Origin of the sequence: Enterocloster sp. 210928-DFI.2.20, from assembly GCF_020554465.1 — a bacterium.
GTDB lineage: Bacteria > Bacillota > Clostridia > Lachnospirales > Lachnospiraceae > Enterocloster > Enterocloster bolteae.
The window spans coordinates 315,503-333,485 of sequence record NZ_JAJCHK010000001.1 but is presented as its reverse complement, the minus strand read 5'-3'; the positions used below and the strand labels follow the sequence as shown (position 1 = coordinate 333,485).

General features: G+C 52.0%; 22 protein-coding genes. All 22 read right to left on the bottom strand.

Features of this window, described 5'->3' with window-relative positions:
- Nucleotides 1–131 precede the first annotated feature (131 nt).
- Nucleotides 132–884, bottom strand: coding sequence for a flagellar biosynthetic protein FliR (locus tag LI015_RS01525; protein ID WP_002577862.1), 753 nt, complete (start codon nt 882–884; stop codon nt 132–134).
- A gap of 6 nt (nt 885–890) precedes the next feature.
- Entirely contained in the window at nt 891–1,154 is a 264-nt protein-coding gene (locus LI015_RS01520; RefSeq protein ID WP_002577861.1) for a flagellar biosynthetic protein FliQ, read from the bottom strand.
- A gap of 23 nt (nt 1,155–1,177) precedes the next feature.
- Nucleotides 1,178–1,834, bottom strand: a complete 657-nt coding sequence (gene fliP / locus LI015_RS01515) for a flagellar type III secretion system pore protein FliP (protein WP_002577860.1) — start codon at nt 1,832–1,834, stop codon at nt 1,178–1,180.
- Nucleotides 1,827–2,120: a flagellar biosynthetic protein FliO gene (locus tag LI015_RS01510; protein ID WP_002577859.1), complete on the bottom strand. Its 294-nt coding sequence runs from the start codon at nt 2,118–2,120 to the stop codon at nt 1,827–1,829. Before LI015_RS01510 ends, fliP begins: the two co-directional genes overlap by 8 nt.
- On the bottom strand, nt 2,117–3,712 hold the full coding sequence (gene fliN, locus LI015_RS01505) for a flagellar motor switch protein FliN (protein WP_227123833.1): 1,596 nt from the start codon (nt 3,710–3,712) through the stop codon (nt 2,117–2,119). The genes LI015_RS01510 and fliN overlap by 4 nt, the downstream gene beginning before the upstream one ends.
- A gap of 40 nt (nt 3,713–3,752) precedes the next feature.
- Entirely contained in the window at nt 3,753–4,202 is a 450-nt protein-coding gene (gene flgC, locus LI015_RS01500; RefSeq protein WP_117626639.1) for a flagellar basal body rod protein FlgC, read from the bottom strand.
- 12 nt (nt 4,203–4,214) lie between these two features.
- Nucleotides 4,215–4,577: a response regulator gene (locus LI015_RS01495; protein ID WP_002577856.1), complete on the bottom strand. Its 363-nt coding sequence runs from the start codon at nt 4,575–4,577 to the stop codon at nt 4,215–4,217.
- Nucleotides 4,578–4,607: 30 nt separating this feature from the next.
- Nucleotides 4,608–5,654 carry a flagellar motor switch protein FliM gene (locus tag LI015_RS01490; protein ID WP_021895260.1) on the bottom strand — a complete coding sequence of 349 codons (1,047 nt, stop codon included), beginning with the start codon at nt 5,652–5,654 and terminating at the stop codon, nt 4,608–4,610.
- A gap of 23 nt (nt 5,655–5,677) precedes the next feature.
- On the bottom strand, nt 5,678–6,652 hold the full coding sequence (locus tag LI015_RS01485) for an OmpA/MotB family protein (RefSeq protein ID WP_227123831.1): 975 nt from the start codon (nt 6,650–6,652) through the stop codon (nt 5,678–5,680).
- Entirely contained in the window at nt 6,642–7,466 is an 825-nt protein-coding gene (locus tag LI015_RS01480; RefSeq protein WP_117626637.1) for a motility protein A, read from the bottom strand. The genes LI015_RS01485 and LI015_RS01480 overlap by 11 nt, the downstream gene beginning before the upstream one ends.
- 27 nt (nt 7,467–7,493) lie before the next feature.
- Nucleotides 7,494–7,694, bottom strand: coding sequence for a flagellar FlbD family protein (locus LI015_RS01475; RefSeq protein ID WP_117626636.1), 201 nt, complete (start codon nt 7,692–7,694; stop codon nt 7,494–7,496).
- Between the two features lie 61 nt (nt 7,695–7,755).
- Nucleotides 7,756–8,754, bottom strand: coding sequence for a flagellar hook-basal body complex protein (locus LI015_RS01470; RefSeq protein WP_117626635.1), 999 nt, complete (start codon nt 8,752–8,754; stop codon nt 7,756–7,758).
- A gap of 69 nt (nt 8,755–8,823) precedes the next feature.
- Nucleotides 8,824–9,207 carry a TIGR02530 family flagellar biosynthesis protein gene (locus LI015_RS01465; protein ID WP_117626634.1) on the bottom strand — a complete coding sequence of 128 codons (384 nt, stop codon included), beginning with the start codon at nt 9,205–9,207 and terminating at the stop codon, nt 8,824–8,826.
- A gap of 27 nt (nt 9,208–9,234) precedes the next feature.
- On the bottom strand, nt 9,235–9,807 hold the full coding sequence (locus LI015_RS01460) for a flagellar hook capping FlgD N-terminal domain-containing protein (RefSeq protein WP_118017646.1): 573 nt from the start codon (nt 9,805–9,807) through the stop codon (nt 9,235–9,237).
- 18 nt (nt 9,808–9,825) lie between these two features.
- Entirely contained in the window at nt 9,826–11,061 is a 1,236-nt protein-coding gene (locus LI015_RS01455; RefSeq protein ID WP_227124055.1) for a flagellar hook-length control protein FliK, read from the bottom strand.
- 252 nt (nt 11,062–11,313) lie between these two features.
- Nucleotides 11,314–11,760, bottom strand: coding sequence for a flagellar export protein FliJ (locus tag LI015_RS01450; RefSeq protein WP_117626632.1), 447 nt, complete (start codon nt 11,758–11,760; stop codon nt 11,314–11,316).
- 14 nt (nt 11,761–11,774) lie between these two features.
- A complete protein-coding gene (locus tag LI015_RS01445; protein WP_002577846.1) occupies nt 11,775–13,076 on the bottom strand; it encodes a FliI/YscN family ATPase in 1,302 nt (433 codons plus the stop codon).
- A gap of 8 nt (nt 13,077–13,084) precedes the next feature.
- The gene (locus tag LI015_RS01440) at nt 13,085–13,915 is read right to left on the bottom strand and encodes a FliH/SctL family protein (RefSeq protein WP_117626631.1); all 831 of its coding nucleotides are present in this window, start codon (nt 13,913–13,915) and stop codon (nt 13,085–13,087) included.
- The gene (gene fliG / locus LI015_RS01435; protein ID WP_227124054.1) at nt 13,893–14,891 is read right to left on the bottom strand and encodes a flagellar motor switch protein FliG; all 999 of its coding nucleotides are present in this window, start codon (nt 14,889–14,891) and stop codon (nt 13,893–13,895) included. The genes LI015_RS01440 and fliG overlap by 23 nt, the downstream gene beginning before the upstream one ends.
- 37 nt (nt 14,892–14,928) lie before the next feature.
- Entirely contained in the window at nt 14,929–16,635 is a 1,707-nt protein-coding gene (locus LI015_RS01430; protein ID WP_227123829.1) for a flagellar M-ring protein FliF C-terminal domain-containing protein, read from the bottom strand.
- 35 nt (nt 16,636–16,670) lie between these two features.
- Nucleotides 16,671–16,988: a flagellar hook-basal body complex protein FliE gene (gene fliE / locus LI015_RS01425; RefSeq protein ID WP_117626720.1), complete on the bottom strand. Its 318-nt coding sequence runs from the start codon at nt 16,986–16,988 to the stop codon at nt 16,671–16,673.
- 54 nt (nt 16,989–17,042) lie between these two features.
- Nucleotides 17,043–17,432 carry a flagellar basal body rod protein FlgB gene (gene flgB / locus LI015_RS01420; protein ID WP_117626629.1) on the bottom strand — a complete coding sequence of 130 codons (390 nt, stop codon included), beginning with the start codon at nt 17,430–17,432 and terminating at the stop codon, nt 17,043–17,045.
- Nucleotides 17,433–17,983: the final 551 nt, after the last annotated feature.

Here is a 17,983-nt window from a genome sequence, read left to right as displayed (position 1 = left end):
CCTCACTCCCTTTCTGTGCCCTGTTCCGTTCTGCGCCTTGTTCCGCTCTATGCCCCGTTCCTTTCCTGGCCCCGTTACCTTCATCCGCCCCTTTGCGGGCCTTCTGGGAAACGGTGTTCCCTGGGCCTGTCTCAGGCCATCAGCCTGACCATATGGTCCAGCCACTGGAACATATAATCCAGGACACCATATAATTTGTCCGACATGGGCGAAAACAGGAACAGGAGCATCAGCATGCCCACGATGATTTTTACCTGGAAGTTGACCACAAACACATTTATCTGCGGTATGATCCGCATGAGGATGCCCACCGCGGTCTCCGCAACCAGTTCCATTCCCACCACAGGCAGGGCAAACTGAAGCCCCATGACAATGCTCTGCCTGAACATGTCCAGGACAGCCATTGCCAGCCCCGGGCTTATGCGCACCGCCCCAAAGGGAATGAGACGGGCCGAGCCGTAGAATATCTCAAGAAGCCTGAGATGGCCGTCCATTGCAAAAAACAGCAGCATCAGGAAGGCGTAATACATTCCCGACGTAATTGTCATCTGGGTATTGTACTGGGGGTCATATATCTGGGCCATGTTAAGGCCCATCACATAGTCCATTGCGGACGACGCGAAACGCACCACCATGACCGACAGCTCCATTGCAAACCCAAGGGTAAAGCCAACAAACAGCTCCAGCAGCAGCATGACGCCGTACTCCAGCATGGTGGCAGGTTCACGGTACAGACCCGCTCCTCCGGTGGTATAGAGTAACAGGGACAAAAGGAACACGAAGCCTGCCTTTGCAGCGGAGGGCAGGTTGGTCCTTCCGAACATGGGATTTAAGGCAATGGCCCCGCTCATGCGCATGACAATCAGGGAGAATAAGATGAGCATTCCCTGTTAACCTCCCGCTATCATGGCGCACACCTGCCGGGTAAAGTCCTGAAGCATCACAAGCATGGAACTGCCCAGGATCCCCATCATGGCCAGGATGGCCAGAAGCTTTGGGACAAAGGTCATGGTCTGCTCATTAATCTGGGTGGCGGCCTGGAATATGGCAATCAGGACGCCCACGGCCATGCTCACCAGCAGGAAAGGCATGGAAAGTCTCAGGGCCAGCTGGAATGCCTGGTACATGATGTCAAGCACCTGTAAATTACTCATAATTACCTCCTGACTCAGGATTCCTAACGGAAACTCCTGACAATGCTGGAAAACAGCAGTTCCCAGCCATTAACAGTCACAAACAGCAGCAGCTTGAAGGGAAGTGAAACCATGGTGGGTGGAAGCATTACCATACCCATGGACATCAGGGTGGTGGCTACCACGATATCAATCAGCAGGAAGGGGAGGTAGATAAGAAATCCCGCCACAAACCCCCGCTTCAGCTCGCTGGTCATGAAAGCAGGGGTCACCACGGTAAAGGGATAGTCCTCCACACGTTCCTCTGTCTGGGTTCCGGACATTTCCACAAAATGGTCCAGGGTCTCCTTTTCCGTGTTCCTTAGCATGAACTCCTTTATTGGAACCCCCATCCTCTGCACTGCTTCCATCTGGGTTATCTCGCCACGGGTATAGGGTTCATACGCCTCGGCATTGACCCTGCCGATGACCGGACTCATGATATAGAGGGTCAGGAACAGTGAAATCCCTACCAGGACCGTATTGGGAGGGGTCTGCTGGATTCCCATGGCGTTCCTTGTAAATGACAGTATGATGATGGTCCTGGTAAAGGAGGTCATCATCACCGCAATGGACGGCAGCAAAGCCACCAGGGTAATCATGAATATCAAATCAAGCGCCGGGACATTGCCTCCGTTCAGGCCGGCAAGAAGATCATTCATCTGTCTCCTCCCTTTCTTCTGGTTCCTTGTATTCCTCTTCCAGCTTTTCCAAAAGCTGGATTCCGGCCTGGCTGACGCCGATAAGGTACATGTGGGACTGCAGCTTCACAAGAAGGATTTGTTTATCAGCACTGATCCGGACCTGTTCCAGAATCTTAAGGTTCCGTCCGGATGTGGCTTTCATGTATGTCTTTCCCATGAGCCGGCTGCACCAGTATGCCAGAAACAGGATGCATCCCACGGTAAGCACTGCGCCTGCCAATGAAAAAAAGCTGTCGTTCATCATAAAATCTCCGGGTTCAGGTCCCTGGCCACAATCTCTGTGATACGGATGCCGAAATTATCTTCCACCACCACGATATCCCCCTTTGCGACACACTGACCGTTTACGAACAGGTCGGCCTGCTCGCCTGCCATCTTGTCCAATACCACCAGGGAACCCTGGGTCAGTTCCAATATGTCCTTAACCAGTTTCTTGGTCCTTCCCACTTCCACAGAAAGTTCCAGCGGGACCTTCATCAGCATTTCCTGGTTGGCCCGCTCCTCTGCCCCTTCTTCCACCCCGGTCTCCATCTGCGGGGAGTTAACCGGATGGATCAGGATGTTGTCCCTTGGGGGCTGCTGCTTTTCCTTTGCCTTCATGTCCTTCATGAATTCCATCATCTGGGCCTGGGACTGCTGCATCTGGTTCAGAAGCTGAAGCATGACAGGGTCCGGGGCGGACTGGTATATCACAGACTGGCCCATGGCCGGGGCATATTGAGGCTGGGCCTGTCCTGCCTGTGTAACATACTGAGGCTGCTCCGGAATCTGTCCGGAAGCCGTCTGCGCCCCGGTCCGGACAGCGCTGTCAGAGGACTGGGACTGGCTGGGCGTCTGTGGGGGCGCGGCCTGCATCTGCTGCTCTGGTGTTGCCTGCATCTGCTGTGGGGGCGCCGGCTGCATCTCCTGCGTGGGCGCTAGCTGTGCCTCCTGCATGGGTGGTGCCTGCATCTCCTGCATGGGCGCTGGCTGCATCTGCTGCTCTGGCGCGGCCTGCATCTGCTGTGGGGGCGCCGGCTGCATCCCCTGCATGGGCGCTGGCTGCATCTCCTGCTCTGGTGCCGGCTGCTCCTCCTGCATGGATGGTGTCTGCTCCTGCTGCGGTTCCTCCCGCACTTCCCCGTCCTGCTTTTCTGCTTCCGCCTGCTTTTCTGCTTCCGCCTGCTTTTCTGCCTCAGCCTGCTTTTCTGCCTCAGCCTGCTTTCTCGCATCCTCCTCCATCTGGTACTGTTCCGCTTGCTGGAAACTGATTTCAAAGGGCTCCAGCAGGTGTTTTGCCAGCTTGGACGACATGATATTCAGGAATTCGCTTTCCAGTTTTCCCTCTATCTCCAGGGAAAAACGGACCACCACCATCTTCACGCCGGAGGTGAAATATTTTTCTTTAAAACCATTCTCACTTTCAATCGGAAAAGAAACAGGCGTAGATATGTTTACGGGATTCCCAAGAAATTCCGAGAGCGCGGTGGCCGAAGACCCCATCATCTGGTTCATGACCTCGCAAATTGCGCTCACATTAATTTCATTCATTTCAAATTCTTCATCTGGTATATCGGCCCCCATGAGCATTCCCACGATAATCCGCACGTCGTTGCGGCGGAACATCATGATATTGCTGCCCTCAAGGCCCTCCGTATAAGCTATCTCCACGCCTACCGCCGGCTCCAGGCTCTTGAACTCAAATTCATCGCTTGTCAGTACCCGTACCACAGGTGTGGTAATGTTCACCTTTGTGCCCAGCATGGTGGAAACCGCTGTGGCGGACGCACCAAGGCTGATATTCATTATTTCGCCTATGGCGTCCAGTTCCATATCATTAAAGTCGCTAACGCCCATTTTTATCTCCTTCTTGTATCATCAGTCTTAACCTGTGCCTTTACTTTCCAATCTCCAGTGCTTTCTGTACCATCAGCTTCATCGCGTTCAGGGCTGTTACATTTGCTTCGTATGACCTGGTGGCCGACATGCTGTCAACTGTCTCTTTCAGTAAATCCACATTGGGCAGGCTGACATATCCATCCGCGTCCGCGTCCGGATGGCCGGGGTTGTATACCCTCTTCATCTCCCTGTCATCTTCAACAATGCCGGATACCCTTACTCCCGCGTTCCTGCTGGCAAAGCCCTTTCCCTGGGAGGCGCTTAACAGGGCTTCCTGAAAGGAGCCGGCGCCGTAGCTTTCAAACATCACGTCCTTCCTCCGGTACGGTCCTCCTGCCTCTGTCCTGGTCGTGTCAATATTGGCTATATTTTCAGCAGCGATATCCATCCTTACACGCTGCGCGCTCATGCCGGAGGCGCAGATATCAAATGAGCTTAAAAATGCCATCTTCCTTCCTCCTTATTTGCCTAAAATTGAATTAACGGTCTGGACAATCCTCTCGGCATTAAAGGGCTTTACAATGAAATCCTTAGCGCCTGATTTGATGGCGTCCACAACCATGCTCTCCTGGCCCATGGCCGTGCACATGACAATCTTGGCGGAGGTATCTGATTCCCTGATTTTCTTAAGGGCCTGAAGTCCGTCCATGTTGGGCATGGTAATATCCATGATGACCAGGTCCGGTTTTTCCTCATCATACTTTTTCACGGCTTCCGCCCCATCCTGGGCTTCCACAAAATTGCTGTAGCCCTTCTGTGTCAATGCATTCTTAATCATCATCCTCATAAATGCAGCGTCATCTACCAACATAATCTTTTCCATTGTGCTTTCCCTCACTTTATATTTGTATTTTTACTCATCCAGGATTTCCTTATCCCGCTCTTTCTCCGGCCCGGCATAGATTCTGTCTTCTATACGGATTGCCACATTTTTCTTGTAAACTCCCATCTTTCCGGTAAACCAGGGCTGTCTCCCCACAAATACCTTCAGATGGCTGTCCTTGGGTTTATTGAGGCTGATCACATCGCCCACCTGAAGCTGCGCCAGATCCCGAAGGCCCAGCTCCACGGTTCCCAGCTGCCCGGTTATGGGAAGCGGGGAGAAACGGATATGATCCAGGAGCGCTTCCTTGTTGTCCTCATAGGCAAAGCCCCTGGCTATGTGCTTGCGGCTGTCTATCAGATGGAAAATGAACTCAAGCAGGGTTCCCGGTATACAGAGCTTTATCTTTTCAACCGCCAATCCCGCCACATCCACATTCAGGTGCACAATGGCCACTGTTTCATCCAGGCCCACCTCCTGGACCATGCTGGGATTTTCCTCCACCCTCTGGATCTTAAAGCTGACATTGATGTAATTGGAAAATCCGTCCTTTAAGGCCAGGACAAAATATTCCACTATCCGCCGGTATAAGGCCACCTCCACATCCGAATAGCGGTACTTTTGCTCTACCCTGACAATCTCGTCACCGCCGCCCAGCATATGGTTGATAAGCGTAATCACAAGCCCAGGGGTGACGTGGAGCATAAGCGGGACACTATTCTTGATCTTGTCCTGGATTTCCGCATTTGCCATGGTGATGCTGTCATTCTCATGCAGCGAATTCACAAACTCATAATATCTGCGCTCCTGGACCTCCAGAACCGTAATATCGGTCAGCACCCTGAATATGCCGTTCACCTGGGAAGTCAGTATCCTGGCATAATTCTCAAAGACACTGTTGAGTATTTTCATCTTGTCCTTGGTGAACTTCCTTGGACTGTAAAAATCATATTTACTGTATTTTGTTTCTTCTGCTTCTGTCTTCTGTTCAACCGCCTGCACCTCTTCTTCAGGCCCGCTGCCCTGCATGGACTTAAGAAGCGCGTCTATCTGACTTTGGGATAATACATCTGCCATTGCTAAAGCCACCTTTACTAAATTTATTCAGCCGCTGTTCCTCCGGTCTCTTTTGCCGTATCCCCGGAAGGAAAACCAGGTTCAGCAGACGCGCTCTCCGGAATGTCCGCCGCAGGAGACATGGTAGTGGACACGCCGTCAGCGCTGGGAGCTGCAGGCGCAAACCCATGACCGGACCCATCGTCATCCTGGCCCTGGCCCGTGACCACGGTCCTGTCCGCATTCACACCGCTGTTGTATTCATCGTAATACCGGTTCATGGAATGAAGGTCCGCGCCCTCGTCAATCATCAGTATCTCCACACGGCGGTTCTTGGTCCGGCCCTCCCGTGTGCTGTTATCCGCGACCGGGCGGAACTGCCCATAGCTTATGTTCACCAGCTTTTCAGGCTTGATGACGCCCTTTTCCTGTATGAATATGCATACCTCCGCGGCGCGCATGGCAGACAGCATGCGGTCCGTCCTGGGATTATTTGGCCTGTCCGGGTCCCCCTGGGCCGTATGCGCCATAATGTTGATCTGCGACACCCCATCCTGAGCAGGGCCTATGACATCACAGAATACATCCAGTGTAGTCTTGCCCTGGTCTGTCAGGATGGAACTGTCACCGTCAAAAAAAGTCTTGTCCTCAAAAACAATGAAGGTATAATCCTCACCTCTGGATACGGTCACACCGTCAATCCCAATCTCATTCATCCGTTCAGCCAGGGTCAGATAGAGCTTGTCAATGTCGACCGGGGTTTCAGTCTCAGGAACATCCAGCGTCCCCTCCATCTCGCTCTCGGCATTACCAACAGGTGAATTAATGGACACCTGTTCCTGCACTTCCTGGGTGGACCGGGGATATATGCTCCGCACAAATACCTCCCACTTCTGCTCATTCAGATTGGACATGGCAAACAGCATGATAAAAAAAGTAAGGAGCAGGGTGACCATATCCCCATATGTATCCATCCAGTTCCCGCCGCCGTCGGTGGGCCGTTTTCTTTTATTCCTCACTGTCGCCACCTCCGCCCTTGGCGCTGCCGGCTTCTGCCTTTGACAAAAGCTTTCTCTGCTGGGACTGCTTGATGGAGGCCAGAAGATGCTCCCTTAAGTACTTGGGATTCTCTCCTGACTGGATTGCAATGATTCCTTCTATGATGGTGGAACAATATAGTTCCTCCTCGTCCTGGCGTATGCGCAGTTTCTTTGCAATGGGATGGAAAATCAGGTTGGAAAGCACGCTTCCGTAGAAGGTGGTAATCAGGGCCACTGACATATCCTGTCCCAAATTTGTGGCTCCTCCCCCGTCATCCAGATTCAGCCCCTTTAACATATTGATCAGTCCTACCAGGGTCCCTATCATGCCGAAGGCGGGGGCATAGGCCGACGCCTTTTCATACAATCCCGCCACTTCGTCATGGCGGGTCATCATGTTCTCCAGTTCCCGCTCCAGCACAAAACGGACTTTATCCGGGTCATTGGCATCCACAATCATAAGCACGCTCTGCCTGAAAAAAGGATCTTTGATTTCATCCGCCTTTTCTTCCAGGGCCAGAAGGCCGCTCTGACGCGCAATCATGGCCAGATCCACCAGCTGCTCAACAAGTTTCGGAATGTTATATTGTTTCCCCCTGAAAAGGACCATGATATGTTTGGGGATATCCATCAGGATGGACAGGGGATAGCTTGCAACCGTAGCTGCAAGGGTCCCTCCCACAACAATCAGGATACTGGACTTATCCACGAAATTCCCCAATTTGTCGGTTCCGATTCCGTTTACTATCAGGAAAGTGCCAACTACAATTCCAATCAGTGTTGTTATGTCCATGTTACGATGCCTCCTGTGCCCACAGCTTTACTTTGATTTGTCCTCAAAGCTGATACAGTTGTTCAGGAATCCCGCTTCCTGTTTTATGATTGAATCAACCGTATCTTTTACCAGGTAATAATTACCGTTCATCATTTTTATCTTTGTCTCCGGAATCGACTCCATATATTCAATCTGGAATAAATTGAGGTAGAGTATTTCTCCGTTCAGGCGGATGACTTTAATCATATAGCCCCTCTTTCCAAGGCTTTCCCCGGTCCTTTTAAGAACCAGGGAAAGCAGTTGTCTTTTAACGCTTCATATTAACCAGTTCCGATAATATCTCATCACTGACCGTGATGATTTTTGAATTGGCCTGGAACCCCCTCTGGGTTGTGATCATCTCCGAAAACTCCTTTGCCAGGTCTACGTTTGACGCCTCCAGATAACCGCTCATAAGGGAGGAGGTGGCCCCTCCCGGCACAGTGGCTGAGCAGGCGCCTGAGTTGTCGCCTGTGGAAGCCACATAGTAGCTGCCGCCTGCCTTCATAAGGCCTTCCTGGTTCTGGAACGTGGCCACCGCAACCTTGCCGATGGATACCTGACGGTCCTCGGTTACCGTGGCGCCGCCCTTGGTCACCTCCACCGGGATTGTCACCGTAACCTCACCCAGGCTGTTAATCTGTATACTGGAAGTCAGCAGTGATTCCGCGTCATCATCAAACTCCAGGTCCCATGTGGATGTACCGTCCGCCGCGATTGACAGTTTTGCGGCAGTGGGAACCCGCAGGGATACCAGGTTGTCGGTTTCCACATCGGTTGCATCGTCTTTTGTCCGGAAACCGTAGACAAAGTTTTTCCCATCCGTAAGGTGTCCCCGGCTGTCCAGCTGGAACTGACCCACACGGGTATATTCATAACCGGCTCCCTTGATATTGGCCGTGATTTCAGCTGTGTCAGTTCCCGTCATGGAGGTGGACTTGTCCGGAACCGATGCCGTGATGAAAAATCCCTGGGCATTAAGACATGCGTTCAGACCGCCTACCTGGGACGGTGTGCTGGCCGTCATGTCCGTGATGATGGAACCCATCAATGTTCCGTATCCGTACTGGGCGCCGTTGGTTCCTGCCGCCGTTCCCAGCACCCCTCCTGTGGAATTGACCGCGCTCTGGTACATGGCCTCCTTAAAGGTAAAGGTCTGGGCCTTGAATCCAAAAGTGTTTACATTTGCTATGTTATTACCTATAACGTCTAATTTGCTCTGATGCGCCCGCAAACCTGCGACCGCTGAGTCCATTGCTCTTAACATGATTGAATCCTTTCCGCTGTCCCTGCCGGTGCGCTTCGGGCATCCGGCCAGGCACTCTCTCAGTCCTGCCTACATCAGGACAGCACTATCAATATTTGTGAAAACTCTGTCTTTCATATCGTCCTGCGTCATGGTGGTGACCACCACGTTATTGGGTACATTGACAATGAATACGCCCTGGCTTCCAATCACCGCAACATCCCTGGCGCCTTTTCTGCGCGCCTCTTCCACGGCATGTTCAAGCCTGCCCAAAAGCTGGCTGTCCACCGCGATGCCTCTTTCCTCCAAACGTCTGGAAGCATGTTTGGAAAAATTCAGGCTTTCATCCATACGGGCCTTCAGTAGTTCGCCAAAGCTGGCGCTGCTTCCATTCCCGTCCCGGACAGACACGGATTTACTGCTTCCGTCCGTCTGGGCAAAACCCGGATTATATATTCCATTTATTCCCATCATCTTATTCCTTCCTGACATGCATGAAAATCAGACATACAGGTTCTCATCAAGGAGGGGGTTTTCCGTCTTGCCTTTTTCCGTTACCTTATCGCCTTCTCCTCCCTCATTTCCCCCTTCTTCATCCTCATCTTCCGCATAGGGGTTATCAATGCGGCCGATGCCAAGGACATAGGAAAGAGGATATTCCTCATCGTCGCCTTCCAGCTTAAGCATAGGCACTCCGCCGGTCAGGTTCACTGATTCCACTTTTCCATATTTAACATCCACCGGCACCGGCAGGCCGTTGGGCCCTTCCTTGGTCACCGCCACCGTAAGCTCCTGTCCCACAAGACCTGCCGCGTAAGTCTGGCTGGTAACTGCCGTTGACGTGGTGATGGAATCCGTCATGGCGCCCATGGACTGGACCATGGCCATCTGTGTCATCTGACCCATCATCTCACTGTTGGACATGGGATTGGTCATATCCTGATTGGCCAGCTGCGCTGCCAGAAGCTTGATGAAGCTGGTAACTGTCAGCGTATTCTTTTCCGTGGACCCTGCTGAATAATATTGCTGGGTATAAGGGTCTGTGGTCCCGCTTACCGAAACATTATCTGCCATCGTTTTAAATCCTCCTGTCTATATAAGGCCCAGCCGGAGCTGCTGGGCAAAAGAATCCCGCTGCCCCCTCCTTCTGTCGTCCTTTTGTTCACCGGGCTCCCTGCGGCCTTCCCTGCCGCCTTCCCTTGAATCCCCAAACTGCTGCTGGGACTGATAGGTGTAAATCACCGTCTCCCTGCCCGTCTTATCCTCCAGGATTCCTGCTATCTGACCTGCGTTCTGGCTGAGGATTTCCAGGGTCTTGGGGTTGTCCGACATCAGGGATACCGATGTGCGCCCGGCTTCATAGATGACCCTCAGTGTCACCTTCCCCAAAGAAGCAGGCTCAAACTCAATGGTCAGCGTACCGTCACGCTCCGGCAGCCTGTCTGCCAGGGTCTTGGCAAATGCCTCCGGCAGTTCCTCCATGTTTGTCCTTACCGGACTTTGGGTCCCTGCCTGTCCCGCAATTCCATAGTCCTTGGGCTGCACAGCCTGCTGGGAATCCGCTGCATGGGCCAAAGGCAGTTCCTCCTCTGGCTGACCATTGCCGGCCGCGCTGTCCCGGGTCTGTGCCTTAACAGGAATCTCGGGAACGGTCTGTTCCGGGCCGGCCGCCTGCTGCTCCGGTTTCGTAAATCCTTCTGCCGGCCGGACCATTGCAGGTTCCTCCTGATTACGGTCTTCTGCCATGAGCACAGGAAACGCCTCTTCTTTTCCTAATGCCTTGAATAAACCGTCCGTCTGTCCTGCGGGACTTACATCTGCATCCAAAACCGTCTGCACCATATCCCCAAGGATTCCCGGACCAAAATTCCCATCCTCCGGCAGCCCCTGGCCTGCCTCCTGTCCTAACGCATCTGCCGCGTCCTCCCGGACAGCCGACGCCTGTACCTGCACCCAAAGGCCCGAACCCTGTGCGTCTGAAACAGCGGCATCCCACTGCTCCGGCAGCTGACCCGGATCCATGCGGAATTGAAAGGTGAAATCCTTCAGGACACCGCCTGTGTCTGCCTTAACAGCCTCCAGCGGAATCCGCCCGGACACCGGTTCCCCGGCATCATTATCCTTTTTATCCGCCGGGCCTGGCTTGTCCCTGGTTTCCCCCTTCTTTGACAGCCGTTCTTCTGTTTCCCGGCGGTCCAGGGCCTGCTGCCTGCCTCTTAGCATCCGCAGGAAATCCGTCCCGCTCCTGTCATCCCCTTTATCCCGGTTAACAGATACATCCGGACCAGCGGTATCCACGGCCTGCCGCACCATCTGCGTCATATCCATCCTTATCAAACCTGTCCCTCCTTTCTATGTGATATTTATAATCAACAGCCTGACAGCTGTGACTACCTTAACAGCCCTATATACGGCCCCGGTGTGCTGACCTGTTGATTTCTGGTAAAACTCCGCAGGATATTTTTCTGAGAGTGCAGGTCAAAAAACGGAGGCGTAGCGGTGGCTACGCTGAGTATTTTTGACCCGTGCTATCAGGAAAATAGACAAGGAGGTTTGCCTGAATATCAACAGGTCGGCACACTAGTTCCGGCTCCTGGTAATGTCCCTGATGATGAATTCTTCCACAAACCCCTCTTCTTCCTTCATCTCAGCCCTCTGGTAAGCCTGCATCCTTTTATCCTTCAGTTTTTCAAACTTGGAAGTGTCCACCTTGGCGGAAATCACCTCTTTCTTCTTGCTCTCTTCCCGCTTTCTTAAAAAAGACAGCTCTTCCTTTTCCTGGCTGATGATTTCTTCCATCCTGCCAATACACATGTCGTAAAGACGGAAGTTCTCAATGGAAGCGCCCGTGGATTTTGTCTGGTCAAATCCCTCCTGGAATCCGTTTAATTTTTCCTTCAGCCGGACAATCTGCTCCTGTTTCGTCATAACATTCCTGGCAATGACCGCATGCTCTGACCTGAGCTCATCCAGCACCTGGGTCTTATAATCCAGTACGGTATCAAGGCTGTATTTAAACCGCTTCAACGGCCTTCCCTCCTTTAACCTGCAATGTTCTGTATCAGCCTCAGGGTTTCATCGTAAGTAAATGACTCGTCTATACCCTGCTGTAAAAATGAATTCATGCTGTTAATTTTGGCAACCGCCTCGTCCAGGGCCGTGTTGGTCCCCTTCTTATAGGCGCCGATGGAAATAAGGTCCGAATTCTTCTGGTACAGGCCCAGCATATTGCGGAAACGCGAGGCAGCCCTCCTGTGTTCCTCCCCCACCACCTCCACCATAAGCCTGGATATACTGGCCCCAATATCAATGGCAGGGAAATGGTTCTCATTGGCAAGCTGGCGGCTCAGTACAATATGCCCGTCCAGGATACCCCGGACCGTGTCCGCTATGGGTTCATTGGTGTCATCCCCTTCCACCAGTACGGTGTACACACCGGTTATGGAGCCCTTGTTAAAATTGCCGCTCCGCTCTAAAAGCCGGGGGAATTCAGCGTATATGGAAGGCGTGTAGCCTCTGGCTATGGGCGGTTCCCCGATGGCCAGGCCGATTTCCCTCTGGGCCATGGCATACCGGGTAAGGGAGTCCATCATGAGCAGTACATCATTGCCCTGGTCCCTGAAGTATTCCGCTATGGTGGTGGCAACCAGAGGACACTTCATCCTCAGCATGGCCGGCTGGTCCGAGGTGGCCACCACCAAAATGGAGCGGCGCATCCCCTCCTCCCCCAGATCCTTTTCCACAAACTCCAGCACTTCCCTTCCACGCTCCCCCACCAGAGCGATGACATTAATATCCGCCTTCACATTCTTTGCTATCATGCCCATCAGGGTACTCTTGCCCACGCCAGAGCCGGCAAATATCCCTATCCTCTGGCCCTTTCCAATGGTATTCAGCCCGTCAATGGCCTTGACCCCAAATTCCAGGCGCTCCCTGATGGGGGGACGGTTTAAGGGGTTGGTATAGGGACTGCTGACCGTGTAGAAGCGGTTTGCCTTAAACCCCTCCTTGCCGTCTATGGGCTCCCCCAGGGCGTCAATGATCCTGCCTATGAGGAAGTCCCCCACAGGCACCTTCAGGCGGCGTTTGGTATTGCGCACAAAGCTTCCTGAGGTGATTCCGCTTGTGGCCTCGTACGTCATGATCTGTATCTTTCCATCCTTAAAGCCCACCACCTCGGCCGGCATCTGGCAGTTCTGCTCCTCGTTATAGATCATCACGATATCGCCGATACTGGACCGGCCGCCGGAAGCCTCCATCAGCATACCCACCACATTTTCAATTTTCCCAATATGGCTGACTGTTTCTGACTTGGCAATCAGCTTGGGGATTTTCTCAAACATAAGCACTCCTAAAACCTGATATTTCCCAGTATCTCCCGGATGTTGTCCATTTGGGTGTCAACGCTGATATCCACAATCTCATCCGGCATCTCAATGATGCAGTTTCCGCTGGACTCCTTGTCCATGACCACGAATTTTATATTGTCCGACAGCTTGGCCAATTCGCTGACCACATCCGCGTCCGCCTCCGCCATCATGTCATAATCCGTCTTTTCCATGTATATCTTGACCCAGGCCGTCTTTCTCAGCTTTTCCGTCTCAGCTACAAGCATCCTCTTGATGACTTCCCCGCTGGACCTGAGGCTGATGTGTATGACCTTTTCAGCAATGGCAACCGAACAGTCCTTTAGTTCCTCCAGGTAGTTCCTAAGGCTTTTTTCCTTTGCCTGGCCAATGGATGCCATGGCCTGTTCCATATCACGCCTGAATTCTTCTTCCTGGCGCCTGAAAAATTCAGCCTGTTCCATGGCAGCCTGTTCGGTTCCTGACTTGTATCCTGCTTCAAACCCTTCCCTGCAGCCTTCTTCTATGGCGGTTTTCTTAAGCTGCTCCGCCTGTTTCCCTGCTTCCCTGAGGATATCCCCGGCCATCTGGTTGGCCTTTAACAGGATCTGCCGGGCCTGCTCCCTGGCATCCTCCACCATATCCGCGGTTCCCGCTCCCGCCGTCCCCCGGGCGGGTTCGGGACTATTTTTCCCAGCAGGGGTATGCTCCGCCCCCTTTCCCCCGCTTTTCTGCATTTGGGGCGGGATATCGGTCTGGGCAGGAGGGACAAACTGCACTATCTCTATTCCTGTTCCCGGTTTTATGATGCAGCTAGACGATGATGTTGTCATCATCTCCCCCCTTCTTGATAATCACTTCACCGGCATCCTCCAGATTCCGGATGATATTAACAATGCGCTGCTGCGCTTCCTCCACATCCTTCATCCTGACATTGGTGGTAATCTCCAGGTCGGCCTGTACGGTTTCAGCCATACGTTTTGACATGTTGGAGAAAAATACCTGCTTCATCTCATCCGATGCGCTCTTAAGCGCATACACAATATCCCTTGCATCACAGTCACGGACAAAACGCTGTACGGAACGGTCGTCCATATCCATGATATTTTCAAATACAAACATTTTGTCACGGATGCTCTGGGCCAGCTCAGGATTGGTCTTATCCATCTCATCAAAAATGCGTTTTTCATTGGTGCGGTCCACATGGTTCATGATATCCGCCACATAATCCACGCCGCCCAGGTTCATATTGTCCTCGCTGGTAATGATGGTGGCGAACTTGCGCTTCATCTCCTCCTCCACAATGGCAATGGCTTCCGGTGATACCCGGTCCATCTTGGCCATACCTTCCAGGGTCGGTATCCGCTTGGCCTCAGGCAGCTGTTCCAGCACCTGCGCCGCCTGCTCCGGGTCCATATAGGACATGATGAGCGCGATTACCTGAGGACGCTCATGCTGCAGAAGGGACAAAAGGGCTTTGGGATCCCCTTTCATAAAGAAGTTGAAGGGCTTGGACTGAAGGGTTTTGGACACCTTCTCCAAAAGGCTTCTGGCCGTTGTCTCCCCAAAGGCCTTTTCCAGGACATTCCTGGCATAATCAAGCCCGCCGTCCGTCATCATCTTATGGGTAAGGCAGAGCTTATAAAACTCGTCCAGCGCGCCTTCCACCTGGCTGTTGGTGGTCCTTCCCATCTTTGCCACCTCATACGTCAGGTCCTCAATGTCCTGCTCATTCAGATATTTATAAATCTGGGAAGCCCGGTCGGCTCCAAGGGAGACAACCACAATAGCTGCTTTCTGCTTTGTATCCATGTTTTTAATATCCACAGGCCCCTTGGCTGCTTCTGTCTTATCTTTCTTTTCTTCTGCGGTTTCCGGCAATATCCCCTACCTCCCCTCTGAGCCAGCTCTGTACCAGCTTGGCCGCTATCTGTGGATTCTGGTCCACGAATTCCCCTATGTTCTGTTTCAGCTTCAGGCTGTGCTGCATCCTGAGATTGAGGATTTCCTCATTGCGCTCCATCTCAGCGTTCTCCGCCTGCATCTGAAGCCCTGCCTCGGTATTAAGTACATTGACAGGCGGAGCTTCTGTCTCAGGCGCCCTGGCTTCTTCCTCCACAACGTACATATTGGGGGCGTCCACATACTCGTCCGCCTTCCTGCGTCTGCGCCTCTTCTCCATAAGCAGCAGTAAAAGGAGCAGGAGAATCAGGATTCCGCCCGCTATCATGGCTATCACGATAGGAAGAGGCAGACCGTCCTCCTTCGTCTGAGGCTGTTCAGGCGGGGTAATTACCGGTACTGTTTCCTGGGACGGCGCCCTCACAATGGTAATGCTCTGATTGGCCAGGTCCCGGGGGATGCCCGCAGAATCAGCCACCAGGTTAATCAGCTGGTTATTGGTCACCGTGGTGGTATCATCTGTGTTGATCACAATACCCACGGTTGCGTTTTCCAGCACGCCCGGGTCCACCTGGCGCTGTTCTTTTACCGAATTGTAAAGCCATTCCCTGGTGGCGCTGCTGTTGCTGTAGCTGTCCGCTATGGCCTGGGTGTTATCCTGGTTGGTATAGCGCGGGGTGTCCGCATTGGCGTCAGCTCCCGCCACGCCCCCGGCCCCCTGGTCCGATGCCGCCGAATTCTCATTGACGGTATCTTCCCTGTTAAGGAGTCCTGTCTTATCCTGCTCATTAATCTTTTCCGGCGTGCTGTACTGCGTGTTCTCCTGTATCAGCCGTTCCATGTTCAGGGTTCCCTTTACCGATACAGCCACATTGCCCGGTCCGTACAGCTTTTCCAGCACGCGGCGCACATTCACGCTGATATTGTTCTCAATCAGGCTGGTAAGGGCTGTCAGGTCCTTGGCGCTGCCAAAGGCGTCCTCGCCCGCAGCGCTGCCCCCTACCTCCATCATTGTGTCCGCGTCAAAAACAGCCACATTAGTGAAATTCAGTCCTCTCACCGACCTGGCTATCAGGTTCTTGATTGCCGCTGCCTTACTGTCATTCAGGCTCTGCCCCGCCTCCATGGTAACAACCACGGATGCAGACGCATCCGTATTGGTGTTATCCTGAAGGGCATACTTCTGCTCCGCCGCTTCTGCGATGGTCACCTTGGCGTCCTGTACGCCTTCAAACAGGCGTATCTGCGCTCCCAGCCTGTCCTGTAAGTCATACAGGGTATATTGTTTCTTATCTGACTCCGTTGTCATAAGCCCCGCGTTGTTGCGGTACATATCATAGGTAAAGCCGCTTTTGGGATACCCCTTGCTGAGAAGCTCGGCCCTGGTCTGATCCGCCTTTACCGCAGGAACGCGGATTGCCCCATCCTTGTCATTAAAGCGGTAGTCAACCCCTTCTTCCTGCAAAAGGGCCACCACCTCCTGGGCTTCCTCCTGGTTAAGGCCCGTAAACAGGGTACTATAATCCGTGTTCGTCCCCAGTTTCAGAACCAACACCGCAATAATGGCAATTGCAGCAGTCCCTCCTGCAATTGCCATAAGCATTTTTCTTGACTTGTCTGATAGATTCTGCCAGTGTTCTTTTAATCTTTGCATGTTAATCCAGCCTTTTGCTTTTGTTTATGTAAAAATCAGACATTCATCTTCATCAGCTCGCTGTATGATTCCATGGCCTTATTCCGCAGGGAAATCATCACCTCAAGGCTCAGCGCCGCCTTTGCCTCCGCTATGGGAAGCGAATGCGCGTCGTCCAGCTGGCCTGTAGCCAGCAGGTACTGTTTCTTTTCCACATCCTTTTGTGTGGTATAAACCTGACCGACCACATTCTTAAGCACATCCTTAAATACAGGTGCCTCTGATGAATCATTTGTATTTCCCTTTGAAGAGGACAACTCCCGAATGGGTTCCCACTCTTTCATTAACGTTATAAACGATGTTCCTGTTTCCATATTCATTTCCCTTCCCTGTCCCTGGGCCTGTTTGTAAATCCATTCCCCGTGCCGTTAAAATGCCTTCGCAGCACTGCGCAGGCGTGTGATATCATTACTGATGGAACTGACCATATACTGATACTCGTAAGCGGCGCGTACCAATTCCACCTGCTCCTGGTCCATGTCCACGTTGTTGCCGTCCAGACGGCTGGACTCCGTCCAGGTCGTCCGCAGCCTGGCCTGTACCCCGTCAATGGCCCTGGAAACCTCCAGCGGATTATCCATTTCCTTCCCCGCGCCCTGGAGTTTACGTATCAGTTCGTCTTCAAAGGTCACTTGCTGTGACTTGAATCCGGGCGTGTCATCATTAGCTATATTATTAAGCGTTATATTCTGTCTGCCCCACAGATAATCCAGCACCTTTTCCGTAAGCGCGATTCCATTTCCATAAAATCCTGACATCTTTTGTACTCCTTTTTTCATGACAAACAGGCAGGGAAACCTAAACCTCCCGATTCCCCTGCCCGGGTTCCATTTGAGTCCAGTTCTTTCTTCCGGCATTTTTTTCCGCAACATCTGCCACTTGAACCATCATTAGAAAGTATCGCTGATTAATAGGTGAAAGCTGCCTGAAAATCATAGCCATCTCTTCAGACCTTGACTTTTCCATACTTTTCATATCACTCCTTTATATGGTAAGAAACAGATGTATTTTTATTATCTTTGTGATATTACAATATCACTAAATTAATAAAAAATCAATTAAAATATGACTTAACTATCAAAAAAATCCTATTTTTCGTCAATCTACGCGAAATTTGTTACCGGAGAAGTACGGTAGGAAATTGTATATTTTTAGAATTATGAGGAATGATGAGAATTTATAAACCTTGTATTTTATTAATCCTGTGATATGATAAAATAAAAAAATCGTATAGATTCTATTACATTGCGGCAGAACAGGCTGTATAATCAGCCAATCGGGATTAAAATACTATAAATGTGTATTTTAA